Source organism: uncultured Agathobaculum sp. (assembly GCF_963927765.1).
GTDB lineage: Bacteria > Bacillota > Clostridia > Oscillospirales > Butyricicoccaceae > Agathobaculum.
Genome location: NZ_CAWVCU010000129.1, coordinates 31,142 through 46,334, shown reverse-complemented (window position 1 = coordinate 46,334; position 15,193 = coordinate 31,142). Strand labels below are relative to the sequence as shown.

General features: G+C 57.4%; 13 protein-coding genes. All 13 read left to right on the top strand.

The window, feature by feature from the left end; genetic code table 11:
- Positions 1–104: 104 nt before the first annotated feature.
- The 13 genes from greA (at position 105) to rnc (ending at position 15,139) form a co-directional block, all read left to right on the top strand.
- Positions 105–578, top strand: coding sequence for a transcription elongation factor GreA (gene greA, locus ABGT74_RS11630; protein WP_297282396.1), 474 nt, complete (start codon positions 105–107; stop codon positions 576–578).
- A gap of 21 nt (positions 579–599) precedes the next feature.
- Entirely contained in the window at positions 600–2,108 is a 1,509-nt protein-coding gene (lysS, locus tag ABGT74_RS11625) for a lysine--tRNA ligase (RefSeq protein ID WP_346705599.1), read from the top strand.
- A gap of 90 nt (positions 2,109–2,198) precedes the next feature.
- Entirely contained in the window at positions 2,199–2,963 is a 765-nt protein-coding gene (gene yaaA / locus ABGT74_RS11620; protein WP_346705598.1) for a peroxide stress protein YaaA, read from the top strand.
- Between the two features lies 1 nt (position 2,964).
- Positions 2,965–5,064 carry an ATP-dependent helicase gene (locus tag ABGT74_RS11615; RefSeq protein WP_346705597.1) on the top strand — a complete coding sequence of 700 codons (2,100 nt, stop codon included), beginning with the start codon at positions 2,965–2,967 and terminating at the stop codon, positions 5,062–5,064.
- A 108-nt stretch (positions 5,065–5,172) separates the two neighbouring features.
- A complete protein-coding gene (locus ABGT74_RS11610) occupies positions 5,173–5,370 on the top strand; it encodes a hypothetical protein (RefSeq protein WP_346705596.1) in 198 nt (65 codons plus the stop codon).
- Between the two features lie 117 nt (positions 5,371–5,487).
- On the top strand, positions 5,488–6,864 hold the full coding sequence (locus ABGT74_RS11605; protein WP_346705595.1) for a potassium transporter TrkG: 1,377 nt from the start codon (positions 5,488–5,490) through the stop codon (positions 6,862–6,864).
- Positions 6,865–6,931: 67 nt separating this feature from the next.
- Positions 6,932–7,588, top strand: coding sequence for a TrkA family potassium uptake protein (locus tag ABGT74_RS11600; RefSeq protein ID WP_297282402.1), 657 nt, complete (start codon positions 6,932–6,934; stop codon positions 7,586–7,588).
- The gene (locus ABGT74_RS11595) at positions 7,585–8,364 is read left to right on the top strand and encodes an RNA methyltransferase (protein ID WP_297282403.1); all 780 of its coding nucleotides are present in this window, start codon (positions 7,585–7,587) and stop codon (positions 8,362–8,364) included. The genes ABGT74_RS11600 and ABGT74_RS11595 overlap by 4 nt, the downstream gene beginning before the upstream one ends.
- 13 nt (positions 8,365–8,377) lie before the next feature.
- A complete protein-coding gene (gene dprA, locus ABGT74_RS11590; RefSeq protein ID WP_346705594.1) occupies positions 8,378–9,568 on the top strand; it encodes a DNA-processing protein DprA in 1,191 nt (396 codons plus the stop codon).
- A gap of 43 nt (positions 9,569–9,611) precedes the next feature.
- Positions 9,612–12,092: a type I DNA topoisomerase gene (gene topA / locus ABGT74_RS11585; RefSeq protein WP_346705593.1), complete on the top strand. Its 2,481-nt coding sequence runs from the start codon at positions 9,612–9,614 to the stop codon at positions 12,090–12,092.
- Positions 12,085–13,389, top strand: coding sequence for a methylenetetrahydrofolate--tRNA-(uracil(54)-C(5))-methyltransferase (FADH(2)-oxidizing) TrmFO (trmFO, locus tag ABGT74_RS11580; RefSeq protein WP_346705592.1), 1,305 nt, complete (start codon positions 12,085–12,087; stop codon positions 13,387–13,389). The genes topA and trmFO overlap by 8 nt, the downstream gene beginning before the upstream one ends.
- 1 nt (position 13,390) lies before the next feature.
- Complete coding sequence (plsX, locus tag ABGT74_RS11575; protein ID WP_346705590.1) at positions 13,391–14,404, top strand: phosphate acyltransferase PlsX; 1,014 nt, start codon at positions 13,391–13,393, stop codon at positions 14,402–14,404.
- 63 nt (positions 14,405–14,467) lie between these two features.
- Complete coding sequence (rnc, locus tag ABGT74_RS11570; RefSeq protein WP_297282408.1) at positions 14,468–15,139, top strand: ribonuclease III; 672 nt, start codon at positions 14,468–14,470, stop codon at positions 15,137–15,139.
- Positions 15,140–15,193: the final 54 nt, after the last annotated feature.

The following is a 15,193-nucleotide window of genomic DNA, read 5'->3' as shown; positions in this document are numbered from 1 at the left end:
CACTTGCTCGCTTGACAGTGCGGCGAATGTTACCGTATAATAAGGAGTACTGTACGGCGGCGCGCGATGCCGCCGAACCTATGAAATAAGAAGGGTTTGCAATCATGGCAAAAGAAATCAAACTGACCCAGGAGAGCCTGGACGCTTATAAGGAAGAACTGGAATACCTGAAAACCACCCGTGCGGACGAGGTGGCTGAGCAGCTGAAGGAAGCGCGTTCTTTCGGCGACTTGTCCGAGAACGCCGAGTATGACGAGGCGAAGAATGAGCAGGGCAAGCTGTACTCCCGCATCGCGGAGCTGGAGGAAATCATCAAGCTGGCGGTCGTCGTGACCGGCGACACCTATGCGGCGGATGAGATCTCTCCCGGCTGCCGTTTTGTGGTTAAGGACCTTGAGCTGGACGAAGAGGAGGAATACCACTTCGTTGGTTCGCAGGAGGCCGACCCGATGGAGGGCAAGATTTCGGATGAATCCCCCTTCGGCAAAGCGATGTTGGGTAAAAAGATCGGCACGATCGTCGAGGTTGAAGCGCCGATCGGCGTAGTCAAGTATCAGGTAATGGATATCAAGAAATAAAAGAAGAAAGACGGGGAAACTATGGCAGAACAGCATCAGGAGCAGGAACAGCACGAGCAGACCGCAGAAGAACTGCATGAGCTCAAGCGTATCCGCCGTGAAAAGCTGGCGGAGCTGCAGGCGGCGGGCGCAGACCCGTATCAGCAGGTACGCTTTGAGCGCGATCATCACACAGTCGATATTCATGAGCATTTTGAGGAGCTGGAGGGCAAAACTGTCCGTCTGGCAGGCCGCATGATGAGCAAGCGCATCATGGGCAAGGCATCCTTTTCCGACCTTTCCGACCGTTACGGCCGTTTGCAGCTTTATATCAAGCGCGATAACGTGGGCGACGAGGTCTACAAGGGCTATAAAAAGTTTGATATCGGTGATCTCATCGGCGTTTCGGGCGAAGTGTTCCGCACCCAGAAGGGCGAAATTTCGGTTGCGGTGCATGAACTGACGCTGTTGAGTAAAAACCTCGCGCCGTTGCCCGAAAAGTGGCACGGCCTGAAGGATACCGACATGCGTTACCGCCAGCGCTATGTTGACCTCATCGTCAACCCTGAGGTGCGCGACACCTTTGAGAAGCGCTCGGCGATTGTGCGTGAGATCCGCAACTTTATGGATGCACGCGGCTTTATGGAGGTCGAGACCCCCTGCCTGAATACCATTCCGGGCGGCGCAGCAGCGCGTCCGTTCATCACGCACCACAATGCGCTGGACATTGATATGTATATGCGCATTGCAACCGAGTTGCACCTCAAGCGACTGATCGTCGGCGGCTTTGAGCAGGTGTATGAGATCGGCCGTATCTTCCGCAACGAGGGTATGGACACCAAGCATAACCCGGAGTTTACCACCATTGAGCTGTATCAGGCGTATACCGATTACAACGGCATGATGGATATTACCGAGGACATGGTCGTGCATGTGTGCGAAAAGGTTCTGGGCACGACTAAGGTGACCTATCAGGGCACGGAGATCGACTTTGCCAAGGGCTGGCGTCGCATGACCATGGCGGACGCGGTCAAGGAGTATTCCGGTCTGGACTTCATGGCGATGGACGGCGACGAGGCGCTTGCCGCGGTCAAGGCCAAGGGCGTCGAGATCGAAAAGGGCAAGGAGAGCTGGGGCGACCTGCTGGCGCTGTGCTACGACGAGTTCGTCGAGGAGCATTTGATCCAGCCGACCTTCATCACGGATTATCCGGTGGAGGTATCTCCGCTTGCTAAGCGCAAGGCATCCGACCCGCGTCTGACCGAGCGCTTTGAGTGCTTTGTGGTCGGCCGTGAGCTGTGCAATGCATTCTCCGAGCTGAACGACCCGATTGACCAGCGCGAGCGCTTCGAGCGTCAGGTTGCGCTGCGTGCGGCGGGCGACGATGAAGCCAGCATGATGGATGACGATTTTGTCAATGCGCTGGAATACGGTATGCCTCCCACGGGCGGCATGGGCATGGGCATCGACCGTTTGGTTATGCTGCTGACCGATTCCGCGTCCATCCGTGACGTGCTTCTGTTCCCGACGATGAAGCCGCTGGAAAACTGAAACCGAGAATCATGATAAGAACAAACAGGACTGCCGGAAGATCGGCGGTCCTGTTCGTCTATCGACGAGGAAAGTAAGGTGAGGAAGCATATGCGGATCATCATTTCACCGGCAAAGAAAATGAATACCGACACGGATGCGCTTGCATGGCACGATATTCCATGCTTTATCGATAAGGCGGAAGTGCTGTATGACAAACTCCGGTCCATGACGTATGAGGAACTGAAAAAACTCTGGAAGTGCAACGACGCTATCGCTGCGCAGAATGTAGAGCGGCTGCAAAGCGCGAATCTGCACACGCACCTGACCCCAGCGATTTTGTCTTATGAGGGCATCCAATACCGCTATATGGCGCCCGGCGTGTTCACTGAGGAACAACTCACCTATGTGCAGGAACATTTGCGCATTCTGTCTGGACTGTATGGTGTATTGCGACCCTTTGACGGGGTGACGCCTTACCGGTTGGAAATGCAGGCCAAGCTGCAAGTCGGCGGGGCGAAAGACCTGTACGCATATTGGGGCAGTGCGATTGCAGAAAAGCTGTATCAGGAAACCGACTGTATCATAAACCTCGCTTCTAAAGAGTACAGCGCCTGCGTCTCCCGATATCAGAAGCCGGGGACAAAACTGATCACCTGTGTGTTTGGAGAGGAGATAAACGGCAAAATCGTGGAAAAGGGGACACTGTGCAAGATGGCGCGCGGAGAGATGGTGCGTCATTTGGCGGAGACGCGCGCGGAAAGCCCCGAGGCGCTTCAATCGTTTGCCTGTTTGCAGTATGCCTTTTCTCCAGCGCACTCGGATGAGAATACCTATGTATTTTTGCTGAGAAAGTCACAGGAACGCGGAGTGTAGCATGGATTTTTCCCAATTCAAAATAAAATACGGTTTGCATTTGGATGCGCAGCAGGAGGCAGCGGTGCAGACGGTGGACGGGCCGGTGCTGCTGTTGGCGGTGCCGGGCAGCGGCAAGACCACTGTGCTGGTGACCCGACTGGGATATATGCGCTATGTGCGGGAAATCCCGCCTGAACGCATCCTCACGATGACATACACGGTGGCGGCTGCGCGGGATATGCAGGCGCGTTATGCCGCCTTCTTTGGAGGGGAAGAAGCGAAGTGTCTGGAATTTCGCACAATAAACGGGGTATGCAGCCGGATCATTCGTTATTACGAGCGTACATTTGGCCGCACGGCGTTTCGCTTGCTGGAGGATGGCACACAGAAAAGCGCGCTGATCGGTGAATTATACCGGATGCAGAGCAAAGAATTTGCCACGGAAAGCACGATAAAAGCCCTTCAGACTGCGCTCACCTATGCCAAAAACCAGATGCTCAAGGGTGAAGCACTGGCTGCAATTGAGGTGGAAGGGGTCGACTTTGCCGCATTCTTTACGGCCTATGACAAAGCACTACGCGAACGGCAGCTGATGGATTATGACGATCAAATGGTCTACGCGCTGCGTATTTTGCGCCAATATCCTGCCATTCTGCGTGATTTTCAGGCGCGTTACCGGTATTTTTGCGTGGATGAAGCGCAGGACACTTCCAAAATTCAGCATACCATCATTCGGCTGCTGGCGGGACAAAGCGGTAATCTGTTTATGGTTGGTGACGAGGATCAGAGCATTTACGGCTTCCGGGCGGCTTACTCGCAGGCACTAACCGAGTTTGACGCGGTTTATCCGAGCGCCAAGGTGCTGTATATGGAGCAGAATTACCGCTCCACCCGGCAAATCGTCGCGGCAGCGGATCGGTTCATTCAGAAAAACCAAAACCGCCATCCTAAGCATATGAAGGCCACACAGGGCAGCGGTCCGGATGTGCGCGAATGCTCGGTTTATGACCGGCAGGCACAGTACGCCTATCTCTGTAAGCTGGCGGAGAACTGCACCGTGGAAACTGCCGTTTTATATCGGGACAACGACAGTGCGCTGCCGCTCATCGACCGGATGGACCGCGCGGGTATTCCGTATCGCTGCCGGCAGGTGGAAAGCCTGTTTTTTACGGGGCGTGTGGTGCGCGATATCACGGATATCATCCGTTTCGCGCAGAATCCTTATGATGGCGAGCTGTTTCTGAGCCTGTACTACAAACTGGGGGCGGGCATCAGTAAGGTCGTGGCGCAGGTCGCAGCGGATCGTGCCGAAGCGGAAGGGGAGTCCATTCTGTCGTATATTGCCGCTTCTTCCGCAGCTTCTCCGTGGACGCAGAAGCAATGTAAGGCATTGCAAACGCATCTGAACAATCTGCTGCGCGAGCGCGCGGATAAGGCGGTTTACCGCATTGTAAATTTTATGGGCTATGGGGACTACCTCAAAGAACGTGGTGGCGACATGACCAAGGTGGATATTTTGGAAGCGCTGGGTGCGTCGGAACCTACACCGGAACGGCTGCTCGACCGATTGGAAGAACTGCGCGAGGTGGTGCAGCGGGGCGGCACGGACGCAGACTGTCCCTTTGTGCTTTCCACCATTCATTCCAGCAAGGGACTGGAATACGAACGGGTACTCCTGATGGATGTAGCGGACGGGCTGCTGCCCAAGGCGCTGCCCGGAGCAAATGCGGAACAGGAGGAACTCGACGCTTACGAAGAAGAGCGGCGGCTGTTTTATGTTGGGCTGACGCGTGCAAAGCGAGAGCTTAGTATCATCACTTTTCGCAAGGTGGGCTTGGAATCGGCGTTTGCGCGGGAGATCTTTCCGCCAGCAACCGTCGAAACGGCGCAATCGACGGCAGTCAGAAAGCCTGCCGCCCGGCAAGAACCGGATGCTGCCCGCGTTGCGGCGCTGGCAAAGGACTATATTCCCGGTATTCGCTTGATGCATCAGACCTTCGGGCCGGGAACGCTGGTCAGCCGCAGCGGGGATATCGGTGTGATCGCTTTTGACAGCGGCGAGACGAAAAAGATCGCGGTTTCGGTGGCGCTGCGGGTTGGTCAGCTGCGCCGGGTTTGAAGCCGGATACCGCTGCATAGTGAAAACGGATACCGGAAAAGGGGCAAAATGCGGAGATTGCATCGTCTGATACAATTTTAATAACTGTCTTGAAAATGGGAAACAGCTATGATAAACTTAATTGGTCGTAGCATTGGATTCAATTGGAAAAAGCATCGTTTGCCCTGCAAAGAGAGAGAATCACAAGGGCAGACGGCTTTGACTGCCGGAATTGCAAGCAATGATGGTGTGTATGAAAATTGGGTGGAAGGGTTTCAAAATGTGTGGGGATATCAAATTGCTGCCAGAGAGCAAGATCATTTTTGATGCTTGGTCCGGTTTTCCCGCAACGAAGCCGCTCAGCACGAAGCTTTAAAACGCTTGACAAAGCCTAGACGGTGTGTTCAGGCTTTTGGCATTTCAAATAAAAGGGAAGGAACCAAAATGAACCGCGTGAGATATTTGGGGCGGAGAAAAGGCCGCCGTCCTGCTATGCATGCCGCGATGGTAGTTGCATTGGGCTTTCTAATCATTATTCTGACCGGCGCGGTGCTGCTGACACTGCCCATATCCGCCCGGAGCGGCGAGCCGACGGATTTTCTGGACGCTCTGTTTACCGCGACCTCTGCCACCTGCGTGACAGGACTGGTTACAGTCGGCACGGCGACACATTGGTCCGGCTTTGGACAGGCCGTGATCCTGCTGCTCATCCAGATCGGTGGCTTGGGCTTCATGTCGCTGGCGTCGATCGCGTCCTTTCTCACCCGCCGCACTATTACGCTGCGTGAGCGCATGGTGATGAGCGCAGGGCTGAATTTGACGGAAAACGCTGGTATCGTCCGACTGACCCGGCGTGTGCTGCTGGGTACGCTTGCATTTGAAGGTGCAGGCGCGGTACTGCTTGCGACGCGGTTTGTCCCGCGTGTGGGCTTGTGGCAAGGCATTAAAATGGGTGTGTTCCATTCAGTGTCCGCTTTTTGCAACGCAGGCTTTGACCTAATCGGTACGCCGGATAATCCGTTTGCTTCGCTGACCGGTTACGCGGACGATGTGCTGGTCAACCTGACGATTATGGCGCTGATCGTAATCGGCGGTCTGGGCTTTTTCGTTTGGGGTGATATTTGGGACAAACGCCGTTTTCGCCGTCTGCGTCTGCACACCAAGCTGGTGCTGATTACGACTGCACTGCTGCTCTGCGCAGGTTTTGTACTCACGCTGCTCTTTGAGTGGGGCAATCCGCAGACGCTGGGAGAGATGCCGGTGCAGGATAAATTGCTTGCGGCGGCGTTCCAATCGGTTACGCTGCGTACTGCGGGCTTCAATACCATCGATCAGGCGGCGCTCACCGGCCCGTCACAGGCGGTCGCCTGTCTGCTGATGATGATCGGCGGTTCGCCCGGTTCGACGGCGGGTGGTATTAAAACCGTGACGGCGGCGGTGCTGGTGCTCAGCGCGATCTCTGCGCTGCGCGGCCGCACGACCGTATCGGCTTTCGGGCGAACGATCATTTCGCGCAGCATCATGAATGCAGTCGCGATGATGATCGTGGGCGGCACGCTCAGCCTGACGGGTGCATGTGTGATTTCCTATGTGGAGAGCGCATCGTTCGGCGAGTGTCTGTTCGAAGCGGTGTCGGCGTTTGCAACAGTCGGCCTTTCTATGGGACTGACACCGACGCTCAGCGCGGTTTCTCGACTGATTTTGATCTTGTTGATGTATTTGGGGCGCGTTGGCGTTCTGACGCTGGGGGTTGCGGTGCTGATGCGGCATCGGGAACCGCCCAAAATGCAGTACCCAGATGGGGATGTTATGGTAGGATAAACGATTTTGCGCAGTATCCATAAAAGGGTACAGCGGCAATGGAATCAATTGAAGGAGAATTTGAATCATGCGATCCTTTTTGGTGATCGGCTTGGGTCGATTTGGCTCGGCTGTGGCGCGGGAACTGGCTTCGTTGGGGCAAGAGGTACTTGCGCTGGACGAAGATGATGAAAATGTACAGCATATTGCGGACGATGTGACGCAGGCGATTTGCGGAGACGCGCAGGACGAAGCGGTGCTGCGCTCGGTCGGCGCGCGCAATTTCGATTGCTGCATCGTCGCCGTGGGTACGGATATGGAAGCAAGCATTCTGATTACCGTGATGCTCAAGGAACTGGGCGCGAAATATGTGGTAGCCAAGGCGCAAAGTCCGGTGCATGCTCGTGTGCTCGAGCGTGTGGGCGCGGATCGCGTTGTCCTGCCGGAAACTGAGATGGGACAGCGCTTGGCGCAGCGTTTGGTGCGCACCAATGTGGTCGACTATATCGGCGTATCCGAGAACTTCTCCATTTTGGAGATTCATCCGCCCAAGAGCTGGGTCGGCCGCTCGCTCGGGCAGCTGGGGGTACGCGCGCATTACCAGGTGAATGTGCTGGCGATCCGCCATGGAGAGGGCGGAAACGTGGACGTTACGCCGCAGGCCAATCAAGTGATCGGGGCTGACGATCTGCTGATCGTGATTGGTACAAACGAAAACGTGGATAAGCTGGTGGAGCTGCATTGATTACGATAGAGAGCCGCCAGAACAGCGCGCTGCGGCATCTGGCGCGGCTGGGACGGGAGCGGAAATACCGCCGCAGCACGGAGGAAATGCTGTGTGAGGGCGAGAAGATGCTCGAGGAGGCGCTGCGTTCGGGTGCGCAGCCCGGCGTGCTGCTGGTGCGCGAGCGGGCAAAGGATAGCCTGCCGGACGGTCTGCTGGAACGCGCCGCGCAGGCGGGCGCCGCGCTTTACTGCGCGCCGGACGCGCTGTTCGAACTTGCCAGTGATGTGGAAACACCGCAAAACGTGATTTTCTCCTGCAAGCAGCCGTGCTGGATGGCAGATGCACTGGACGGCAAAGCACAGGTGCTGCTGCTGGACGGTTTACAGGACCCGGGCAACCTTGGCACGATTTTACGCACCGCGGAAGCGTTCGCGCTCGGTGCCGTTGTATTGTGCGAGGGCTGCGCCGATCCGTTTGCCCCCAAGGTCGTGCGCTCGACCATGGGCGCGGTGTTCCGCCTGCCATGCGTGCGGCTGCCGCTGCAAGAGGCCGTCGACCGACTGCACGCGCAGGGCTTGCCGGTTTATGCAACCGCGCTGCATGCGGACAGTGTGCCGCTGGGTACGGTGCCGCTGGACCGTGCGGCGGTCATCATCGGCAGCGAAGGCCGCGGCGTGACGCCGCAGGCGATCGAAATGAGCGATCAGCGTGTCATAATCCCGATGCATGGGCGCGCGGAATCGCTCAATGCAGGTGTCGCTGCGGCGATTGTGATTTATGAAATGACAAAATGAGGAGGCGTGCAGTATGTCCTCAAGGCTGAGTTATGTCTGGCTTGCCACCCGGCGCGGCGTGAGTGCGGGGACGGCGGCGAGCTTGCTGCGCGCGTTCGGATCGCCTGAAGCGGTCTTTGCGGCCGACCGGGCGGCATTGACTACAGTAAGGGATTGCCCGCTGCGCAAGGTACAGGTGGATGCGCTGTGCGACAAAAATACGGAGGAAGCCGAGCGCATTTTGGCGCAGTGCGCAAAAGACGGCATCCAGATCATCACACTTGGCGACAGCGCTTACCCCGATCGGCTGCGTGCGATTGAAAACCCGCCGGTCGTGCTGTATGTGCGCGGCAAATGGCCGGATTTTGACGTAATGCCCGGTATTGCTGTTGTCGGCACGCGCGAGGCGACGCCTTACGGTCTGAAAACCGCAGAACACATCGGCAGTGTGCTGGCACGAGCCGGATTTATCACGGTCAGCGGTATGGCACTGGGTAACGACGGTGCGGCGCACCGTGGTGCGCTGCGGGCCGGTGGACTGACGGTCGCTGTGCTGGCTGGCGGCGTGGATGTGTGTTATCCGCCGCAGCACCGCAGCCTGATGGGTGATATTCTGCTGTCCGGCGCGATCATCAGCGAATACCCGCCCGGCACCGAGCCGCGCGGCGAGCATTACCACGCTCGCAATCGCATCATCAGCGGCCTTTCGGTTGCGACAGTGATCGTGGAAGCGCCGGGCTACCGTTCTGGTGCGCTCATTACCGCGCGGGCGGCGCTCGATCAGGGACGCGATGTGTACGCCGTACCCGGCGCGCTGGACGCGCCGCAGTCGGCAGCCTGCAATGAACTGATCGAAAAGGGCGAAGCGGCGTTGCTGCGCAGTCCGGAAGCATTGGTGCGGACATACAGCGGACTGCTGCAGACGGCGCATAGCGAGTACCGTGCGCCGCGAACTGTGCGAGTGCCCAAAAAGACACAAGCAGCACGCCCGGCACCGCAGAAAATCGAAAAAAAGATTGCATCATCATCCGGTATTCTGCCGGACAGTCTGAGCGGCGATGAGCGCCGCATCGCGGAGCTGGTGCAGCAGGGCGTGGGCACACCGGAGGATTTGATCGAGCGCTGCGGCCTGCCCGCGCCGCGCGTGATGAGCCTGATCACCATGCTCGAGATGGATGGTATTCTGCGCCGTGAAAAGGGCAGACTGGTGTTGGGCTGTCAGTAAATGAACCTCGGCTGCGTTCGGTGGCCGTTAACGGAGGAAATATATGTCGAAATTAGTCATCGTGGAGTCGCCTGCCAAGGCAAAAACCATTGGCAAGTATCTGGGGTCGGACTATGTGGTCAAGGCCTCGATGGGGCATCTGCGCGATTTGCCGAAAAAGAAAATGAGCGTCGATATCGAGCACGATTTCAAGCCGGAATATGTGCCGATCGAGGGAAAAGATAAAATCATCAAAGAAATTCGCAGCGAAATCCGCAAAAGCGATTTCGTTTATCTCGCAACTGACCCTGACCGCGAGGGAGAAGCCATTTCGTGGCATATCAAAGAGCTGTTCAAGCTCGGAGACAAGAATTCCAAGCGCGTCACCTTCAATGAGATCACCAAGCAGGCGGTCAAGTACGGCATCGATAACCCACGCGACATTGACATTGATCTGGTCAATGCGCAGCAGGCGCGCCGTATCCTTGACCGTATCGTGGGCTATGAGCTTTCGCCTTTTCTGTGGCGCAAGGTCAAGCGCGGCCTGAGTGCGGGACGCGTGCAGAGCGTCGCGACCCGTCTGGTTGTAGACCGCGAAAATGAGATCCGTGCGTTTGTTCCTGAGGAATACTGGACGATCGAAGCGCTGCTGCAAACCGCGGATGGTGGTCAGTTCACCGCACGATATTACGGCGATGCGTCGGGCAAGGTTGAGCTGAAAAACGAGGAACAGGCACAGACGGTGGTCAGCGCCGTGACCGGCAAGCCCTTTGTCGTGGGCGATATCAAGCGCGGTAAGAAGAAACGCAGCCCTGCGCCGCCGTTTATTACCTCGACCCTTCAGCAGGAAGCCAGCCGCAAGCTCAATATGACACCGCGACGCACGATGAGCATTGCGCAGGAGCTGTACGAAGGTATCGAACTGGGCGAGTACGGCCTAACCGGTTTGATTACCTACATGCGTACCGACTCGCTGCGTCTGGCAGATGAAGCGACGGCTGCCGCCGCGGGCTTTATCCGTGGGCGTTATGGCGACCAGTATTATCCCGGCAAGCCGCGCGTGTTTAAGACCAAGGGCAATGCGCAGGACGCGCACGAAGCCATCCGCCCGTCGGACGTAAAGCTGCTGCCGGATGAGATTCGTCAGTATCTGACGCCTGACCAGTATAAGCTGTATAAGCTCATTTGGTCGCGTTTCATCGCTTGCCAGATGGCAGACGCGCTGCTGGACACGGTTTCGGCGGATATCGTGTGCGAGGGACAGGTGTTCCGTGCGTCCGGCCACACCGTTGCGTTCCCTGGCTTTACTGCCGTTTACGAGGAAGGCACGGACGACGAAAAGAAAGGCGACGCGGGCAAGCCGCTGCCGCGCTTTGATCAGGGCGATAAGCTGACGGTGGAAAAGCTCGACCCCGCGCAGCACTTCACGCAGCCGCCCGCGCGCTACACCGAGGCGTCGCTCATCCGTGCGATGGAGGAGCGTGGCATCGGCCGTCCGTCTACCTATGCGCCGACCATTTCGACCATTCTGGACCGCGACTATGTGACCAAGGAAAACCGTGCGCTGCGTCCGACACCGCTCGGCGAGGGCGTGACCGGCCTGCTGGTCGATGAGTTCAAGTCGGTCGCAGATTATGAGTTCACCGCCAATATGGAGGAGCAGCTCGACGAAGTCGAAGCGGGCAAGCTGGACTATATTCAGCTGCTGCACACCTTCTATGACGGCTTTGAAAAAGCGCTGGGACAGGCGGAAATCGACCTTGAGGGCAAGCACATCAAAATTCAGGACGAGGTCACGGACGTGATCTGCGACAAGTGCGGCCGCAACATGGTCATCAAGTCGGGTCGCTTTGGCAAGTTCCTGGCCTGCCCGGGTTTCCCGGAATGTACAAACACCAAGCCGATTACCGAGGACACGGGCGCAGCCTGCCCGGTGTGCGGCGCAAAGGTGGTCAAGAAGAAGTCTGCGCGCGGCTATGTGTATTACAGCTGCGACACTTATCCGACCTGTCAGTTTATGACGTGGGATAAGCCGCTCAAGACCAAGTGCCCGCAGTGTGATTCCTCGCTCTTCCGCCATACCGACCGCGATTCCAAGGAAGTCACCGACGTGTGCCTGCGCGAGGGCTGCGGTTACAAGGAACTCGTCAAGGAGGGCTTGTCGCCCGAGGAGACCGAGAAGAACCGCCAACGCCGTGAGGCGCGCGCCGCAAAGGCGGCTGAGCGCGCGGCGGCCAAGGCTGCGGCGGAGGCCGCGAGTGAAACCGAGGAAAAGCCCAAAAAGATAACGAAAAAGGCCACGACCACCAAAAAGACGGCGGCAAAGAAGTCTGCCGCCAAAAAACAGGTGCCGTGGATGACCAAGACCACCAACCGCTTTAAGAAACTCAAGGACGAGGATGTGCAGGCGCTGACCAAAACCCAGCAGGCACAGTATGCCAAGGCGCTGGAGAAGTATGAGGCTGAAAAGGCAGCGGAGAAGGCGGCAAAGGCGAAGAAGCCGACCCGCAAGAGCGCAAAAGCGAAGGAGGCCGCGGATGAATAATCAGGTAACGGTGGTTGGTGCGGGCCTTGCAGGCTGTGAAGCCGCGTGGCAGCTGGCGCAGCGCGGTATTTCGGTTCGGCTGCACGAGATGAAGCCGCAGCAGCATACACCCGCGCATCATTCCGACGATTTTGCGGAGCTTGTGTGTTCCAACTCGCTGCGCTCGGATGAACTGTCGAATGCGGCGGGACTTTTAAAAGAGGAACTGCGCCGTCTGGAAAGTTTGATCCTTTCCTGTGCGGATGAAAACCGCGTTGAGGCAGGCGGTGCGCTTGCGGTCGATCGTGAGGCGTTTGCGCGCGCGGTGACCGAGAAAATCAAGAACCATCCGAACATCGAAATTGTATACGGCGAAGTGACCGATATTCCCGAGGGTAAAGTGATTATTGCGTCCGGTCCGCTGACCTCGGATACCCTGTTTGATGCAATTCATCGCAAGGTGGGCGGTGAGTTCCTGCATTTCTATGATGCGGCGGCGCCCATCGTGACTGCGGAGAGCATCGACATGGATTCTGCCTATATTGCGTCTCGTTACGGAAAGGGCACGGCGGATTACATTAACTGTCCCTTTACCAAGGAGGAATACGATGCGTTCTGGAACGCGCTGACCACGGCGGAGGAAGCGCCCGTGCACGGGTTTGAAGATTCTAAGGTGTTTGAGGGCTGCATGCCGATCGAGGTCAATGCGCGGCGTGGGTATGATACGATGCGCTTTGGCATTCTGAAACCCATTGGCCTGCCCGATCCCAAAACGGGCAAAGACCCGTATGCGGTGTTGCAGCTGCGTCGTGATAACGCGCAGGGCACGCTGTACAATCTGGTCGGCTGCCAGACCCACCTCAAATGGGGAGAGCAGAAGCGCGTGTTTTCCATGATCCCGGCGCTGCGCAATGCCGAGTTTGTGCGCTATGGCGTGATGCACCGCAATACGTTTCTGGATTCGCCGCGCCTGCTCGACGCGACCTATGCGCTCAAGACCGACCCGCGTATCCGCTTTGCGGGGCAGATGACCGGCGTGGAGGGCTATGTGGAGTCCACCTCGTCCGGCTGGGTCGCGGGCGTGGCGACTGCGCTCGAGATGCAGGACAAAACCATGCCGACACTCGACCGCCAGACCGCGACAGGCGCGCTCGCGTGTTATATTTCCGATCATACGGTGGCGAAATTCCAGCCGATGAACATCAATTTCGGCATTCTCGACCCGCTGGGCTATAAGATCAAGGGAAAGCGGGAGAAAAATACAAAAATATCCGAGCGGGCGCTCGAAAAGATCGACAGTCTGGAAGGGGAGCTTTGATATGAGGATCATCGTGGACGCAATGGGCGGCGACAACGCGCCGGAATCCGCTGTTATCGGCGGTGCGCTGGCGGCGAAGGAATACGGCGAGCAGGTGATGCTGGTCGGCCAGCCGGATACCGTGGCGGAGATCCTGAAAAAGCGCGGCATGCAGGACACAAACGGTCTGACTATTATGCCGGCCTCTGATCTGGTTGATATGCATGACGACCCGGCGACGGTTTTGCGCAAAAAGCCGGATTCCTCCATGGCGGTGGCATTCAAGCTGCTCAAGGCAGGCGAGGGCGATGCACTTGTTTCCGCAGGCAATACGGGCGCGCTGTTGACCGGTGCGACGCTGTTTGGCGGCCGCATCAAGGGCATCCGCCGCGGTGCGCTTGCGCCTGTCATGCCGTGCAGCGGTGGACAGGTTATGCTGTGTGACGCGGGTGCGAATACTGAGTGCACAGCGGAAATGCTGTTGCAATTTGCGTTCCTTGGCTCGCTGTATGCGGAGAAGATCAACGGTGTTGTGAAGCCGCGCGTCGGTTTGGTGAACAACGGTACGGAGGATACGAAAGGCGATCCGCTGCGCAAGGAGGCTTATGCGCTGCTGAAAAAGGCGGGCGACGAAGGCCGGTTGAATTTTGTCGGCAATGTCGAGGGCAGCATGGTGCCGCTCGGCGCGTGCGATGTAGCGGTATGCGACGGCTTTACCGGCAACGTTATGCTCAAGACGATTGAGGGTGTTGCCAAGTTCATGGCCGGACAGATCAAGGGTGTTTTCATGCGCAATACCGCGACCAAGCTGGGATATCTCGCCTGCAAAAAGGGAATGGATGAGTTCCGTGATCTGTTCAATCAAGACAAGATCGGCGGTGCGCCTTTTCTCGGCATTGCCAAGCCGGTTATTAAGGCGCATGGCTCGTCTAACGAGATCGCGGTGATGAATGCGGTGCGGCAGGCGATTGCTTACACCAAGTCGGGCATGATCCACGAAGTGGAGCAGAACATACAGTACATGACGGTGGAATAACTGTAGCAAATGCTGCGGTACCGTCCATGCCTGCGCCGTAAGGCGCACGCGGGAGGTGAAAACATGCTGAAAATTGATTATCAATTCAAAAATACCGCGCTGCTGGAAACCGCGATGACGCATACGTCCTATGCGAACGAGCATCGGGGCAATCATCTGCACCACAACGAGCGGCTGGAGTTTCTGGGCGATTCGGTTCTGGGCTTTGTCACGGCGGATTATTTGTTCACGCACTATCCGGAGCTGCCGGAGGGCGACCTGACCAAGCTGCGCGCAGCGGTGGTCTGCGAGGGTGCGCTGTGCGAGATCGCACATGAGCTGGGCATTCCGGATGAAATCCGGCTCGGTCACGGTGAGGAAACAGGCGGCGGGCGCGAGCGTCCGAGCATTCTGGCGGACGCGACCGAGGCGCTGCTGGGCGCAATCTACCTTGACGGCGGCATCGAACCCGCGCGCGCGTTTGTGCTGCGGTTTATTCCGCATAAGGTGGATGTGGCGATTGCGGGCGGTGCATTTAAGGATTACAAGACCATGCTGCAGGAGATCGTGCAGAAGAACAAACAGGAAACGCTGGAATACCGCTTAGCGGGGCAGTCCGGCCCGGATCACGACAAGCGTTTTACCATGGAGCTGCTTCTAAACTCCAATGTGTTCGCGTCCGGCACGGGACGGAGCAAAAAAGAGGCGGAGCAGATGGCGGCCAAACAGGCGCTGGCTTCAATGGGCGTAAAATAGCAAGAAAAAGGCTTCGAAAGAAACACTTTCGGAGCCTTTTGCCATATTTGGAAG